At 48.9% G+C, this 14,743-nt stretch carries 13 protein-coding genes; 8 read left to right on the top strand and 5 right to left on the bottom strand.

The features are described 5' to 3' along the window. Nucleotides 1-29: 29 nt before the first annotated feature. The gene (locus KNO99_RS00810) at nucleotides 30-416 is read right to left on the bottom strand and encodes a hypothetical protein (protein ID WP_214744440.1); all 387 of its coding nucleotides are present in this window, start codon (nucleotides 414-416) and stop codon (nucleotides 30-32) included. An 83-nt stretch (nucleotides 417-499) separates the two neighbouring features. Then, nucleotides 500-1,348, bottom strand: a complete 849-nt coding sequence (locus tag KNO99_RS00815) for a MurR/RpiR family transcriptional regulator (RefSeq protein ID WP_214744442.1) — start codon at nucleotides 1,346-1,348, stop codon at nucleotides 500-502. Nucleotides 1,349-1,509: 161 nt separating this feature from the next. Between KNO99_RS00815 and KNO99_RS00820 the strand changes: the two genes are divergently transcribed. The 7 genes from KNO99_RS00820 (at nucleotide 1,510) to KNO99_RS00850 (ending at nucleotide 9,614) form a co-directional block, all read left to right on the top strand. Continuing rightward, nucleotides 1,510-3,969: a bifunctional diguanylate cyclase/phosphodiesterase gene (locus tag KNO99_RS00820; protein WP_214744444.1), complete on the top strand. Its 2,460-nt coding sequence runs from the start codon at nucleotides 1,510-1,512 to the stop codon at nucleotides 3,967-3,969. Nucleotides 3,970-4,107: 138 nt separating this feature from the next. Then, nucleotides 4,108-4,989 carry a phosphogluconate dehydrogenase (NAD(+)-dependent, decarboxylating) gene (gene gnd, locus KNO99_RS00825; RefSeq protein WP_214744446.1) on the top strand — a complete coding sequence of 294 codons (882 nt, stop codon included), beginning with the start codon at nucleotides 4,108-4,110 and terminating at the stop codon, nucleotides 4,987-4,989. A gap of 89 nt (nucleotides 4,990-5,078) precedes the next feature. Beyond that, on the top strand, nucleotides 5,079-6,422 hold the full coding sequence (locus tag KNO99_RS00830) for a GntT/GntP/DsdX family permease (protein WP_214744448.1): 1,344 nt from the start codon (nucleotides 5,079-5,081) through the stop codon (nucleotides 6,420-6,422). A gap of 16 nt (nucleotides 6,423-6,438) precedes the next feature. Then, nucleotides 6,439-7,938 (top strand): gluconokinase, encoded by a 1,500-nt coding sequence (gntK, locus tag KNO99_RS00835; protein ID WP_214744450.1) that lies wholly within the window; start codon nucleotides 6,439-6,441, stop codon nucleotides 7,936-7,938. Nucleotides 7,939-8,055: 117 nt separating this feature from the next. Next, nucleotides 8,056-8,337: a hypothetical protein gene (locus KNO99_RS00840; protein ID WP_214744452.1), complete on the top strand. Its 282-nt coding sequence runs from the start codon at nucleotides 8,056-8,058 to the stop codon at nucleotides 8,335-8,337. 5 nt (nucleotides 8,338-8,342) lie between these two features. After that, on the top strand, nucleotides 8,343-8,822 hold the full coding sequence (locus tag KNO99_RS00845; protein WP_251130908.1) for a GNAT family N-acetyltransferase: 480 nt from the start codon (nucleotides 8,343-8,345) through the stop codon (nucleotides 8,820-8,822). Nucleotides 8,823-8,876: 54 nt separating this feature from the next. Beyond that, the gene (locus KNO99_RS00850) at nucleotides 8,877-9,614 is read left to right on the top strand and encodes a polysaccharide deacetylase family protein (protein WP_214744455.1); all 738 of its coding nucleotides are present in this window, start codon (nucleotides 8,877-8,879) and stop codon (nucleotides 9,612-9,614) included. A 31-nt stretch (nucleotides 9,615-9,645) separates the two neighbouring features. On the opposite strand, the gene KNO99_RS00855 is transcribed toward KNO99_RS00850, so the two are convergent. From KNO99_RS00855 to KNO99_RS00865, 3 genes are all read right to left on the bottom strand, one after another. Next, nucleotides 9,646-11,487, bottom strand: a complete 1,842-nt coding sequence (locus KNO99_RS00855) for a putative bifunctional diguanylate cyclase/phosphodiesterase (RefSeq protein ID WP_214744457.1) — start codon at nucleotides 11,485-11,487, stop codon at nucleotides 9,646-9,648. Between the two features lie 477 nt (nucleotides 11,488-11,964). Next, nucleotides 11,965-13,032 carry a GGDEF domain-containing protein gene (locus KNO99_RS00860; protein WP_214744459.1) on the bottom strand — a complete coding sequence of 356 codons (1,068 nt, stop codon included), beginning with the start codon at nucleotides 13,030-13,032 and terminating at the stop codon, nucleotides 11,965-11,967. 209 nt (nucleotides 13,033-13,241) lie between these two features. Then, entirely contained in the window at nucleotides 13,242-13,763 is a 522-nt protein-coding gene (locus KNO99_RS00865) for a dihydrofolate reductase family protein (RefSeq protein WP_214744461.1), read from the bottom strand. 75 nt (nucleotides 13,764-13,838) lie between these two features. Here KNO99_RS00865 and KNO99_RS00870 point away from each other — a divergent pair, with 75 nt between their 5' ends. Beyond that, the gene (locus tag KNO99_RS00870) at nucleotides 13,839-14,729 is read left to right on the top strand and encodes a helix-turn-helix transcriptional regulator (protein ID WP_214744463.1); all 891 of its coding nucleotides are present in this window, start codon (nucleotides 13,839-13,841) and stop codon (nucleotides 14,727-14,729) included. The last annotated feature ends 14 nt before the right edge of the window (nucleotides 14,730-14,743 follow it).

The raw sequence follows: 14,743 nt of genomic DNA on the forward strand, positions 1-14,743 counted from the left end.
CACCCTGTCACAAACGGAACAGGGTGTCATCAGTCGCTCGGGATCGTGACCCCGTCAAATTGTTCATTTCGGCAAAGCGTGATCGCCTGCATCGCTAGTTTATAGTCTTCTTCCGGCAAGGCGATCAATTCGGTCGGAAGGACCCATTCTTTTGAGTTATACAAGTGAATGACGAGTTTGGCGAGCACAAACTCTCGTTTATCGAACGTATTGTCATCGATGATTGTGGAGGTTCGAATCTTCCCTGCTTCGAGGTCTATATAAGGAAGCAAACATTCTCGAATGTGCGGATGACCCGCAAGTACATATAGCGCGGCGTAATATTCGCGACTAGTACTGCCAGGATCCGTAAGTCGTTGTGCTAACCGTTTGAACTCGTTGTAATGGTCAGAAGACAAAAAATCAATATGGTTCATCGGTCCACCTTCTCTCTCTAAGCCTCGCTTTGCCCTCAGAGTTTATAATTTCCACCTTTTTGTAAAAGTTAACCCTGTTTTCTCTAGATTCGGCGCATTGAAATCGCCTCACGCATCTGTTGGAGAGACGCGCGTCCCGCTTCCCCGCGTCGCATCATGACAGCTGTAAACAAGGCATCGATCAAACTTAGTTCCGCGATTCGAGAAGCGAGTGCCTCTGAACGAAACGCCGTCTCTTGGGACACCGTATAGAGCGACACGTCTGCAATCTTCGAGAGAGGTGACTTCGCGTAGTTCGTGATGGCAATCGTCGGAACCCCCTTCTCTTTTAATAACTTTGCAATATCGAGCGTCTCTTTCGAGGCACCTGAGTGCGAGATGACGACGGCGACGTCGTCTGTCGTCAATTGTGAGGCCGACATGAGCTGCATATGCGACTCGAGGATGGCGCTCACTTGAAGCCCGCTCCGGACGAACTTGTGGTACGCGTCTAACGCGACGACCGCTGACCCACCGCTCCCGAAAAATTCGATGCGGCGTGCCCCGAGGAACAGCTCAACGGTTTTCTCTAGCGAGTCTCCTTCTAAAATCTGACGCGTCGATTCGATTGTCTTCCCGTTCGTCGAAAAAATTTTCTCCGCGATTTCGAGCGCCGTGTCCGTCTCCGTGATGTCTTCATGGATATCTTGAAGCGGTGCGACGACATCCGAGGCGAGCGCGATCTTTAACGCCTGATAACCTTTGAAGCCGACGCGCTGACAAAAGCGGAACACCGTCGATTCAGCGACGTCGAGGTCGTCTGCTACTTGATTGATTGTATGATGAATGATTTGTTCTGGTTGCTTTAAAATATAGTCGGCAATGCGTTGTTCTTTTTTGCTCAGTGTCGAATAGGCCCCACGGATGCGGGCCGTCCCGTTCATCGTCTCCATCAAGAATCATCCTTTCTTTTCTTCACTTAACGATACCGTTTCGAAAAAAATTCCGCAATGTGTGATTCGTCTAAAAGATTGACCCACCTTACAAAATGGGACAGGAAGTGCGATTCTGGAATGTGCTACTCTAATAAAGCACTTTTTAATTTATTCACTCATTGAACCATTTGAAATCGAAAGGACTGTTTCGAATCGAACATCACCTCAGTAGCACATACAACTTACCACTCGTCATTCTTTCCATCGCTGTTGCCATCTTCGCTGCAGGTGTCGCCCTCGATATTAGCAGTCGATTGAAATATGCGAAATACGCCTCACGATTCAGTTGGGTCGCAGCCGGCGCCTTCAGTCTCGGGCTTGGGATTTGGGCGATGCACTTTATCGGCATGCTGGCGTTCCACCTAAACGATGACGTGACGTATCACCTCGGCATCGTCTTGTTGTCGATCGTGCCTGCCGTCGTCGCCTCCGGGCTCGCCTTTTGGATTATCAGCCATCCGGAGACACGACCGACACAACTCGTCTTTGGCGCCTTCTTGATCAGTGTTGGGGTCGTCTCGATGCACTACATCGGGATGGAAGCGATGCAGATGAACGCTATCCTCACGTATGACCCGATTATGTGGATCGCTTCTGCACTTGTTGCTTATGTAGCATCGCTCGTCGGACTGTATATCCTCTTTTATATCCCGAACGTCTCGCGGTTTCATTGGCGCCGTCTCGCCAGTTCAGTCTTGATCGGTGTCGCCGTATCAGGGATGCACTACGTCGGGATGGGCGCGGCACAGTTCACCCCGACAGAAGGAGTCAGCAAGTCGATGAGCGGTTATGCGGTCGATAGCACCCTCCTCGCCTACGTCATCGCAGCGAGCGTCATGACCTTGTTCGTGATCATGTACATCTCACTGAGAACGGCGTCACAGCTCGAGGCACAATCGGAAGAACTCGAACTGAAGTTTGAATCGATCATCGAATCGGCATCGGATGCCATCATCGTCGCTGACCATAACCGTGTCATTCTCCAGTGGAATCATGGGGCGACCGATTTGTTCGGATATACGTATGACGAGATGATTGGGCAATCGATTGTCGCCATCATCCCGGAACGCTTCCGAGATGCGCATGAGCGCGGGATGCAACGTTACGAGAAGACGGGTGAGAAACGCGTCATCGGTCAAACGGTCGAACTCATCGGCTTACGAAAAGATGGTGTCGAAGTGCCAATCGAGATGTCTCTCGGTACGTGGAAGACGGATAAGGGAATCTTCTTCAGTAGCATCATCCGTGACATCAGTGAACGGAAACGAATCGAGGCACAAATCAACGACCTCGTCTATTTGGACCCGCTCACCGGACTCCCAAACCGTCGCTTGTTCAGCGACCGACTCGATGCGCTACTCGGTCAGTCCCAGCAAGAACCGTTCGCCTTATACTATATCGACCTCGACAATTTCAAAGTCATCAACGACCGATTCGGTCACTCGATCGGCGACCAATTCTTGAAGCAAGTGACAACCCGCATCCAGTCAACGATTCAAAAGTCGGACACGCTCGCCCGTCTCGGTGGAGATGAGTTCATCATCTTGTCGCCACATACGAAAAGTAACCTTGCGGCCCATCGTGCTCAAGAGTTGATCAATGTCCTCCATCCCCCGTTCGAACTCGAGCACGAGGAAGTGTTCACCGGTGCTTCAATCGGGATCAGTCTTCACCCGTCCGACGGGGATACGGCAGAAGATTTGATCAAAAACGCGGATATCGCCATGTATCGGGCGAAGGCCGACGGGAAAAACGGCTATCAGTTCTTCACCAATGAATTGAACGAGTCCGTGTCCCGTCGTTCGAACTTGTCGATGGCACTCCGCAAAGGAATCGGGCGTGGCGAGTTCACCGTCCACTATCAACCGCAAATCCAGTTGGAGACGGAAATGGTCATCGGCATGGAGGCACTCGTCCGTTGGAATCATCCAGAACTCGGGATGATTTCGCCTGGCGAGTTCATTCCAATCGCCGAAGAGACGGGAAGCATCCACCGCCTCGGTGAGTTCGTCTTGAATGAGGCGTGTCGTCAAAACAAGGCGTGGCAAGATGCCGGCATTCCCCCGTTTCGGGTCGCCGTCAACATCTCGGCCATTCAGTTCGCCCAGAAAGACCTGCCGGAAGTCGTCAGCCGCGCACTCGACGCATCAGGTCTCGACGCGCAGTATTTAGAACTCGAGTTGACCGAGAGCGTCATCCAAAGCGCGGACCGTGCCATCGAGACGATGCACGAGCTCGTCGCCCTCGGGGTCCATCTCTCGATTGATGACTTCGGAACCGGGTATTCGTCCCTCAGCTACTTGAAGCTGTTCCCGATCGATACGCTGAAGATCGACCAGCACTTCACGAGGAACATCGAGAGCGACGAGAAGGATGCGGCCCTCGTCAAAACGATCATCCGCATGGCGCACGAGCTCGACTTGAACGTCATCGCGGAAGGTGTCGAGACAGAGAATCAAGTCGCTTTCTTAAAAGCCGAATCGTGCAATCAGGCGCAAGGCTATTACTACAATCGTCCTTTGCCGGCGGAGGACATCGACGTCTTCTTCCAGCAATATAAGAAAGCATCATCGAGTTAAATCATTCGACCTCCACCTTGGGGGTCGAATTTTTATATCTGAAAAAGAAAAAAATTCCGTAATTCGACTTGTAAATCGAATTTATTTTGATATGATGAATGCAGAGACGGAAAAAAATTCTTTTTCAGGGGTGACGATATGGAAATTGGTTTGATTGGTTTAGGAAAGATGGGGTACAACTTGGCACTCAACTTGAGCGACCACGGACACACGGTCGTCGGAACAGACGTCGGGGACGTCACATCGGACGCGTTCACAATCGTGCCGACGCTTGAGGATGTCGTGAACAAGCTGTCGACGCCACGCGTCATCTGGGCGATGGTCCCTGCCGGAGACGTCACGGAAGCGGTACTCGCGGAGCTATATGAGCGACTCGAACCGGGTGACATCGTCATCGACGGTGGCAACTCGAACTACAAGCTCTCGGTCGCACGCGCCGAACAGTTTGCCGAGAAGGACATCAAGTTCTTTGATTGCGGAACGAGCGGCGGGACAGACGGTGCACGAAACGGTGCCTGTACAATGGTCGGTGGTGACGCAGACGCATGGCCGACAATCGAGCCGATCTTCAAAGACTTGTCTGTCGAGAACGGCTACCTGTATACGGGACCTGCCGGAAGCGGTCACTTCTTGAAGATGATCCATAACGGGATCGAGTACGGGATGATGCAGGCGATCGCCGAAGGGTTCGATATTCTCGAGAAAAGCCCGTTCGATTATGACTATGAACAAGTCGCACGCGTCTGGAATCACGGGTCGGTCGTCCGCTCTTGGCTCATGGAACTTACGGAGAACGCCTTCAAGAAAGATGCGAAGCTCGATGAAATCCGTGGAGTCATGCATTCATCAGGTGAAGGCAAATGGACGATCGAGACGGCGCTCGACCTTCAGGCAGCCGCACCGGTCATCGCCTTGTCGCTCATGATGCGCTATCGCTCACTCGAAAACGACACGTTCTCAGGTAAAGTCGTCGCCGCGCTCCGCAACGAGTTCGGTGGTCACGCGGTCGTCAAGAAGTAAAAAATGCGGAAAAGGTCACGGGGAAATGGCCTTTTCCTTTGTTAAAAACTGTAAACGGTTACATATTCGGAATTTAGGGGGAATACTCAATGTCTGGCTCAACACTTATTTTGATCGCCTTAGCCGGGATCTTCTTGCTCTTATTTTTAGTCATTCGCACAAAGCTTCACGCATTCGTTTCGTTGTTACTTGTCAGTTTAATCGTCGGGGTCGCAGCCGGCATGCCGCTCGGGGACGTCATTGCCTCCATCCAAAGCGGGATGGGCGGAACGCTCGGCTTCGTCGCTGTCGTCGTCGGTCTCGGCGCGATGTTCGGGAAGATGCTTGAAGTGTCAGGTGGCGCGGAACGCCTTGCCCAGACGCTCGTCAGTAAGTTCGGGGAAGATAAGGCACAATGGGCGCTCGGGATCACCGGGTTCATCGTCGCCGTTCCGGTCTTCTTCGATGTCGGGTTTATCATTCTCGTCCCAATCGTATACGGCCTCGCCAAAAAGACGGGACGTTCGCTTCTCTACTACGGGATTCCGCTCCTTGCAGGTCTCGCGGTCACGCACAGCTTTATCCCGCCGACACCTGGTCCGATCGCCGTTGCGAACTTGATTGGTGCCGACCTCGGTTGGGTCATCTTATTCGGTGTCCTCGCCGGGATTCCAGCGATGATTTTAGCCGGCCCAGTTTTTGGGAAGTATATTGCTAAGAAGATTCATGTGACGATTCCGGATTACATGGAATTCAAAGAAATCGATACATCGAAAGAATTACCGAGCTTCAAAATGATCTTGTCGCTCATCTTGATTCCGCTCGTGTTGATCTTAGCGAACACGCTCTCTGCGGTACTCTTGGATGAAGGTAACGCCGTCCGTGACTTCTTGACGTTCCTCGGACACCCGTTCGTCGCTTTAACGATCGCGACGCTTCTCACGTTCGTCTTCCTCGGGACGCGCCGTGGGTATTCACGTGACGAAGTACAAGAAATTGCAACGAAAGCACTCGAACCAGCTGGGATCATCATCCTCGTCACTGGGGCCGGTGGTGTGTTCAAACAAGTCTTGATCGACTCAGGTGTCGGTGACGTACTCGGTGAAATGATGGCTGGTTCACCACTTCCGGCAATCGTCCTCGCCTTCTTGATTGCGACGGTCGTCCGTGTCGCACAAGGGTCGGCAACGGTCTCGATGGTCACGGCAGCGGGACTCATCACACCACTACTTGAAATCCAAAACATCACGGGCGCGGCGCTCGGTTTGATCGTCATCGCCATCGCCTCAGGGGCGACAGTCCTCTCGCACGTCAACGACTCAGGCTTCTGGCTCGTCAACCGTTACTTCGGTCTCGACGTGAAAGACACGCTCAAGTCATGGACGATCATGGAAACGATTATCGGACTCACCGGCTTTGCCGTCGTGTTCTTGATTAGCCTGTTCATTATCTAAGTTAGGAAGTGATTGTGTGTTTACGATTGGGGTCGATATCGGGACGACGAGTACGAAAGCCGTCCTGTTCAACGGTCATCAACAACTGGCGGTACATAACGTGTTGTATCCGCTTCTCACGCCCGATACGGAGACGGCCGAGCAAGACCCGGTCGTCATCTATGGGGCCGTGCTCGAAGCCGTCTCGGCGGTCCGCGCCAAAGCGGACGGTCCGATTCGCTTCGCATCGTTCAGTTCAGCGATGCACAGCTTGATTGCACTCGATGCCTCAGGACGTCCGCTCACGAACAGCATAACGTGGGCCGACAGTCGCGCGAACCCGTATACGCAAGAAATCAAACACAACTTTGATGCGAGCGCGCTCCATATGCGCACCGGTACCCCGGTTCATCCGATGGCACCGCTGTCGAAGCTGCGCTGGTTGAAGGCGGAACATCCTGACGTCTTTGAACAGACAGACAAGTTCGTCTCCATCAAAGAGTATGTCTTTTATCGGTTGACGGGACGCTTCGTCGTCGATCACTCGATTGCCTCGGCAACGGGACTGTTCAATTTGAAACAACAGGATTGGGACACAGAAGCACTTGAGGTTGCCGGTGTGACACCAGAACGTTTGTCTGAACTCGTGCCGACGACAGAAATTTTACATGTGACACCTGAAGTGACCGAGACGCTCGGCTGGGACTTCCCGCTCGTCATCGGGGCAAGCGATGGTGTACTCTCGAACCTCGGTGTCGGTGCATTCGAACAAGGGGTCGTCGCCGTGACAATCGGGACAAGTGGCGCTATCCGGACGATCGTCTCAGAACCCGTCGAAGATCCGAAAGGTCGCATCTTCTGTTATGCGCTGACGGACAAGCATTGGGTGATCGGTGGACCGGTCAATAACGGCGGCATCATCCTACGCTGGCTCCGTGACGAGTTCGCGGCAAGTGAGGTCGAAACGGCGAAACGGCTCGGCATCGACGCATACGACGTGTTGACGCGAATCGCCGAGACGGTCAAACCGGGTGCAGACGGTCTCCTATTCCATCCGTATTTGATGGGGGAACGGGCTCCACTTTGGGATTCGAACGCCCGCGGTTCCTTCTTCGGGCTCAGCATTCACCATAAGCGGGAGCACTTCATCCGCGCCGTATTGGAAGGCGTCATCTTCAACCTCTATACGGTCATGCTTGCACTCGATGAGTTGACGGGCGCACCGAACCGCATCCATGCGACGGGTGGCTTTGCCCAGTCGAGCCTCTGGCGTCAGATGATGGCGGACATCTTCGACACACCGGTCGTCGTACCGGAGAGTCACGAGAGTTCATGCCTCGGGGCCGTCATGCTCGGAGAGTACGCATTCGGGGACATCGAGGAGTTCCAAGAAGTGCCTCAAGTGACCCACGAGCATACACCGAACATGGAAGCGACGAACGTCTATCGCGAACTCTTGCCGATCTACATTCGCCTGTCGCGTCACCTGTCAGAAGAATATGAAGCCATTTCAGCGTTTCAGCGGAAGCATGTGTGACGTCAAACCGAGTCCTTCGAGGGCTCGGTTTTTTTGAATCATGACAGGAGATTTCGTTTCATACATGGAAAGTAAGTGCGAGGTTGAACTGTCAACATTAGAGAAGGGATTGGTCAAATGGCGATCGCAATCGGATATCTCATTGCAAGTTTAGGCGCATTCGTGGCGTATTGGTTCAGTACGGGCGAAGCACGAAATACAAAATTTAAAATATGGGGTGTTGCGCTCATGATCCCCATTTCACCAGCACTGGCCTTTTCAATCGGACTCTCCTACGCCATCAGTGTGCAGAACGGTTGGGCCGGATTGATCATGTGGTTGATTTTCCCTGCGATCTTCTTTAGTGGTCTGGCGCTTCTATTGGTCGGTCTATTCAAAAAAGAAAAGAAAGTCGTTTGAGCGATATGATGATCATACTCACGACACCACGCTGCCTCATCCGCCCGTTCGAACGACAAGACATCGAGTCGTTCATGACCTATCGGAACGACTTGGACTGGATGCAGCACCAATCGTTCAAAGGTCTTAGCTATACGGAATACGAGAACGCTCTACTCGGCGAACAATCGCTTCAACACGGCATACAACTCGCCATCATCGACCAAGCGACCGAAGACTTGATTGGGGATGTGTACATCCAGCAAGAAGACCAGACATATTGGATTGGCTATACCATCGCGCCCACTCGTGCTCGCCAAGGCTATGCGTTCGAGGTGATGTCGGGATTGATTCGTCACTTGGCCGACCAAGGTGCGGAAGCCTTCAAAGCCGGTGTGCTTGAGACGAATGAGGCGTCGATCGCACTCTTGAAGAAATTGAACTTCACCTATCTCACGACAGAACTCGACGAACACATTTATCGTCTTCATGTCTCGGATTTGTGATAAGGTATGTGTCATATGTCACTTGTTTTTTAACTCGAGGGAGCTACTGTCAGAATGAAGAAACGCGTTCTATTGCTCATGTCTATTTTTTTGTTGATTGGTACTTTGTCACAGGCGGCGATCCCGAAACCGAAAGCGTATAATGACCCGAACCTCATCTATCTGACGCTTGATGATGGACCGAACTGGAAAACAGGAAAGCTGCTCGACGTGTTGAAGAAGCATCAGGTGAAGGCGACCTTTTTCATCCTCGGGAAGAACATCGAGGGGAATGAGCATCTCCTCCATCGAATCGTCGCTGAGGGTCACTTGATTGCCTTACACGGGATGAGGCACGACCGGGAAGAGTTTTATGAAACGCCGGTGACAGCGGTACAACAGATGCAGGAAGTGCAAGCGCTCGTTTATGAAGTGACGGGCATCCATACGAGTATGGCCCGAACCATTTACGGGAGTGACGCCGGCATGACACCTGCACACTGGCAAGCGATGACTGAAGCCGGGTTTGAGATTTGGGACTGGAATGTCGGCAGTCTCGATCACGTGTATAAGAAAGACAATGCCCGGGTCGAGCAGCGCGTGTTCAATCGACTCGAGGCGAATCGTGCTGCGAATATCGCTTCGATCATCTTGGCGCACGATCACTCGATGACACCAAAAGCACTTGATACGATCATCCGCTATGCAAAAGAGCGGAACTATGAGTTTCGGACGTTAGAAGATGTTCAACCGGTTCACAACTTTTCCGATGTGTGGGAACCAAAACGACTAAAAAGCGCATCCGGTCAATGACCGATGCGCTTTCATACCCTTCATACTCGATTCAAGATGGTCGTGCCACTTGATCTCTTTTATTCTTTACAGAGTCTTGCAACAATTGACTCATATCAAATCGGTTTAGGGGTTTTGAGAAATAATACCCTTGACCAATGTTACAACCGATTTGTTTTAACACATCCGCTTGCTTCTTAGACTCGATTCCCTCTGCCACAATTTCAAGATTGAGTACTGTACATAAGTGAATGATGGTTTCAATAATCGACTGACTAATTCGATTGTTCAGCCGATCAATGAATGATTTATCGATTTTTAATGTATCGATTGGTAACTGCTCAAGCACGTTCAATGAGGAATAACCCGTTCCAAAATCATCAATCGAACATCTCACCCCGATTTGCTTTAACTGTTTTAATGTCATTCGGTTCTCATCAAGGTTTTGCGCCACGCTCTCGGTGATTTCTAGTTCGACTAATCCAGGATCAATCCCCGCTCTTTCAATCACATCCCTTATCATCCTGACGAAGCGTCGATCTTCTAGCTGCAACACGGAGACGTTGACGGAGACGGAGATGGGGTGCTTTAAGTAATCATTCCAGCTCATACATTGTTCGACCGCTTGACGGAACACGCTCTCTCCAATCTCATAAATTAGTCCCATCTGTTCTGCAATCGGAATGAATTCTGCTGGACCGACTTTCCCGAGTCGTTCGTTTTCCCATCGGATTAATGCCTCCACACCGACTAATGCGTGATCACTCAGACGGACTTTTGGTTGATAATGAACATCGAACTCATCATATAACAGGGCATGACGCAATTCTCGTTCGATTTCCATTTTTCGAATGAGGTTTGACTGAAGATTTTCATTAAAAATCACGACTTGATTAGGCGCAAGTTCTTTTGCGTGCTTCAACGCAATGTCGCCTTTTTCGAGAACATTTATCACCGTATCCTTTGCACGATCTATTACATAGACACCCATTCGAATAGAAACTAATATCTCACGCTGATCGATATTAAAATGTGTGCCAAAAGCATGACAAATCGCTTGAAGATCGTCCTCTAACGCTTCTGGACTCGTGAAGGTATAGAGAAAAGCGAACTCTCCTCCCCCCAGGACAAACAACTCATCGTCTGTATTCATATTATCCTGAATACTGCGCGCACTTTGACGGATCACCTCGTTGCCAATCCGATGTCCGTACGTGTCATTTATTTTCTTCAGTCGGTTGAGATTCAGAATGACAATTGCTTTTTTAGAGGCTTCTAATGACTGCATTTCTTCTTGTAAAACGTCTAAAAATGCATCTCGATTCCCAAGGGATGTCAGTTTGTCATGATAGGCGATGTGTTCGAGATGTTCGACTAAGCGAGTGTTGTCTCGTGACACGATAAATTGTTTCGCCATGAACAGAGGAATACAGATGAGTCCAGCAAAACCGAATAAGTCAATGTCCCACCCTGAGCTCGCAAGTGTCAATATAAGCAATACAAAAATTGCAAACGTCGGCAACATGAATTCACGAACCGACCAAAATATGATCCTTTCTCGACGCTTTGGTGCACTTCTCGTAGTGTTCATCCCTCTCAATTGATTACGAACCGCGTTTGAAACAAGTCCGAATGAAATGAGCCAAATCAGATAGTCCACTGTGACTAGCACTTGTAATGAAGAGTTGTAAATCGGATATTTCAAAAAATCCATGCAGACCATTAACGTCAACCCGACTAAGATTTGCGTCGTATTTTTATTGTTCATTTCGATTTTATTGAAATAAAAGATGGTGAGTACTGTAATCAGTACGCATATATACAAAATTTGAATCGCACCATTTAAATATTGATGTGCAAGAAAGTCATGGTATGCCAACTTGTTAATAAACATCGAAACATGCAACATAATCGCTGTGAGAATGGTTAAATATATGAGCAAATCGAAGATATAAGATTTTCCTTTTTCATGCAGCTTCCGTTTATTCGCCTTGTATAAAAGGGCAAGAAAGAGAAGGAGAAAACTCATAAACTCCACTACTAAGACAAGCGTATACGGGATGAACGAGTCGGATAGGAGATAGAGTTCGTGAAGAGATACATAAATCCAGAAAAACGTAAATGCTATTCCGAATAAAAACCAAAAAAACGAAACATCACTCTTGTTTTTCCGCCAAATCAGCAACGATTCAACAGAAATCCGTAATCCCAACAACATAATGAACGTCACACTCAAATAGTGTAAGCCTTCTAACGGCTCAATCATATTAGCGAGGGTAAGAGACAGAAGAACAACACCAGTCAGAGCAGACCATAATAAAAGGGGTTGTTTTGTCATCTTCATTCATCATACTTCCTTTCCATTCGTTGATTACACGACCGTTTCGTTGATATACGTACAGTTTCGACCACTGTTTTTTGCTTGGTATAGTGAATCGTCTGCCAAGTGAATCATTTCATGTAAATTTTCACTTCTTCCATTGGCAATTCCAATGGATACGGAGATATGGATGACGCGATGATCAAGTAGTTTGAATTCATGCTTGGAAATACTGTTTCGAATCCGTTCTGCCACGTTCATAATTTCTAGATGCGACAACATGGGGATTAAAATACCGAACTCTTCTCCTCCGATTCTAGCTTTAATATCATGATCCCTTGTTTCACGATGAAGGAGTTTGGCGAACTGCTTCAAAATCTCGTCCCCATTCGAATGACCGTATCGATCGTTGATTTGTTTGAAATGATCAATATCAATCATCAATACGTTACAAATCGAGGAACGTTCCTTAAATTTCTTCATCTGCACTTCCCACGCTCGACGATTCGCAAGTCCAGTTAGATGATCCGTTTCAGCTGATATCTTATATTCTTTCACACGTTGATTAATCAAAAAGACATCAATATTTAATACCGTGATTAATATGCCAACTGGGAAGCTGATACTGACGACTAGGAGTGCGACTTGTAAAGCATTTAACGTGAATCCACCGTTCGTCACAATCGCAACACTTGCAATTAAACAAGCCCACAGATTTAACATTACGCCAAATAGTAAAATCTTCTTTTCTAGCCATGCGAATTTATACATCATGATAATCCCAATTGCAATTAAAAAAATGGCCAAACATGCCACAAACGATTGGATGTTCAGTCCAAAACTGAAGCGATAGATGGAAATGATGGTCGCTGCAATAAATAGTGGTGAGATCAACCGATAAAATCCAAGAAGGATGAGCGCCAGATAGCGGAAGTCAATCTTCACTACCTCATCGTAGAGCACCCCTTGGGTAATTAGAAAGATCCCGAGCCCACCCGCTAAAACGCCGACAACCATGTTTTTGGCAAACTGATGGTTCGTATGATAATTCAAAACCTTTGCTATAAAGTAAATCCCGGTAAACGAAATACATGAGTTTGCGACTAAACTAATGAACATGTTTTCAACCCCTTGGATTCGACTATGTGACTTATATTTTCTCAAATTTCAAAATATAGAATGACCATAATAATATTTTCCTTTTTATGATAATAAATATCAAGAATATTTTTTTCAAAGAAGTAAATTGAATCCTTATATTCTCTCGTTTTAACACATCGAAAAACACCTCGATTTCTTGAAAAAATCGAGGTGCTTCGCGTTGGTGTTTATGCTCTATTGTAAGTGACCATCACAAATTGACCGGATGCGCGTTGACTTGTCAGTCGAAGTTTTGTCTCTTTTGTGCCTTCTGGGAAGAGAGGAATCCCCTCACCTAACACGACCGGGGCAATCGCAATCTCATACCGGTCAATCAAGTTATGCTCCATCGCCGCTTTGATGACCTCTCCCCCGCCGATGAGCCAGATGTCTTGATCGGCTTCTCCTTTCAACCGATGAATCAGTTCTTCGATCGGTTCATTCGTGAACGTGACATGCTCTGCCTCACGGTCAGGCTGACGCGTCAAAATATAGTTCGGGATGTCTTTGTACGGATAAGCCCCTTCTTCTAACTTCAGTACTTCCTCATACGTCTTTCGTCCCATGATAACGGCACCAACGGTCTTAAAAAATTCAGCGTAGCCGTTGTCCCCGTCTCCCTCCACGGCGAACAACCAATCGAGTTGGTCGTTCGACCGGGCGATTTTCCCATCTAAACTCATCGCAATATACAACACTACTTTCGGCATCGTATCTTCCTCCTTGATTCGTAATATATTCAGCTTAACCAATAAACACGACAAAAGATGACGGGAATGATAACTATGAAAAAACGACATTTACAACTGATTCGACTGCTCAATCGAGGACGACGTGTCACCGCTGAAGAACTGTCTCAAGAGACAGGTGCCTCTATCCGAACGATTCAGCGGGATATGCTATCGCTCGAGGAACTGGGTTATCCGATTTGGAGTGTACCTGGGATTGGTGGCGGCTACGAGATGTTGCCGAACCGACTGTTGCCACCCCTTCACCTCCGCGAACAAGAAGCAGTCGCCCTTTATCTTACGTTCAAATGGATGGAACACATCCCGGACGTGCCATTCGGTGATATACGACATACGCTGTCCGACTGGTACGTGAACGAGTTGCCACAAGACTTGGAGACGAAGATTCATCACTTAGAACGAAATATCCTGTGGCTCGGGAGCAAACAAATTCCTAAAGCCCCGCTCACGAAAGACATCTATCAGGCGGTCGAGCACAAGAGCAAGATCGAGATGACGTATCAAACGACGAAAGGACCACGCACGTTCATCGTCGCTCCGGTCGGTATGGCACTCCTTGACATGAAGTGGTACGTTTTCGGACTGTCTGAACTGGGGCTTCGTCAATATCGAATCGATCGAGTGGAAGCGGTCAAGTTGCTAGATGAACCGTTTGAATCCGATGATTTGGTGACCTTACTTCAGGCAAGTGATGAACGAGTCGGTGTGACCGTTCAACTCGAGCTGACATCACTCGGTCGTCGTTTACTTGAAGATCTATTACCCGATATCGGAGAGAAGAATGAATGGAACGTACCCGAGGAAGAGCTTCCGTTTTTGTCGAGGCAGCTGTTGAAGGCTGGAGCGGAAGTGGAGGTCAAGGCGCCGCGTGCGTTGCGGGAGATGATGAAGAAGCATGCGGAACGTCTTGTAGCACTATACGTATGAAGATTGAAAAGGCT

Origin of the sequence: Exiguobacterium sp. s189 (assembly GCF_018617615.1) — a bacterium.
Classification (GTDB): domain Bacteria; phylum Bacillota; class Bacilli; order Exiguobacteriales; family Exiguobacteriaceae; genus Exiguobacterium; species Exiguobacterium aestuarii_A.

Bases quoted from the DNA above. Each gene is read 5' to 3' on its own strand.
- KNO99_RS00810 (WP_214744440.1), bottom strand. From the start codon at position 416: ATGAACCATATTGATTTTTTGTCTTCTGACCATTACAACGAGTTCAAA.
- KNO99_RS00815 (WP_214744442.1), bottom strand. From the start codon at position 1,348: ATGGAGACGATGAACGGGACGGCCCGCATCCGTGGGGCCTATTCGACA.
- gnd (WP_214744446.1), top strand. From the start codon at position 4,108: ATGGAAATTGGTTTGATTGGTTTAGGAAAGATGGGGTACAACTTGGCA.
- KNO99_RS00830 (WP_214744448.1), top strand. From the start codon at position 5,079: ATGTCTGGCTCAACACTTATTTTGATCGCCTTAGCCGGGATCTTCTTG.
- KNO99_RS00840 (WP_214744452.1), top strand. From the start codon at position 8,056: ATGGCGATCGCAATCGGATATCTCATTGCAAGTTTAGGCGCATTCGTG.
- KNO99_RS00845 (WP_251130908.1), top strand. From the start codon at position 8,343: ATGATGATCATACTCACGACACCACGCTGCCTCATCCGCCCGTTCGAA.
- KNO99_RS00850 (WP_214744455.1), top strand. From the start codon at position 8,877: ATGAAGAAACGCGTTCTATTGCTCATGTCTATTTTTTTGTTGATTGGT.
- KNO99_RS00855 (WP_214744457.1), bottom strand. From the start codon at position 11,487: ATGTTTATTAACAAGTTGGCATACCATGACTTTCTTGCACATCAATAT.
- KNO99_RS00860 (WP_214744459.1), bottom strand. From the start codon at position 13,032: ATGTTCATTAGTTTAGTCGCAAACTCATGTATTTCGTTTACCGGGATT.
- KNO99_RS00865 (WP_214744461.1), bottom strand. From the start codon at position 13,763: ATGCCGAAAGTAGTGTTGTATATTGCGATGAGTTTAGATGGGAAAATC.
- KNO99_RS00870 (WP_214744463.1), top strand. From the start codon at position 13,839: ATGAAAAAACGACATTTACAACTGATTCGACTGCTCAATCGAGGACGA.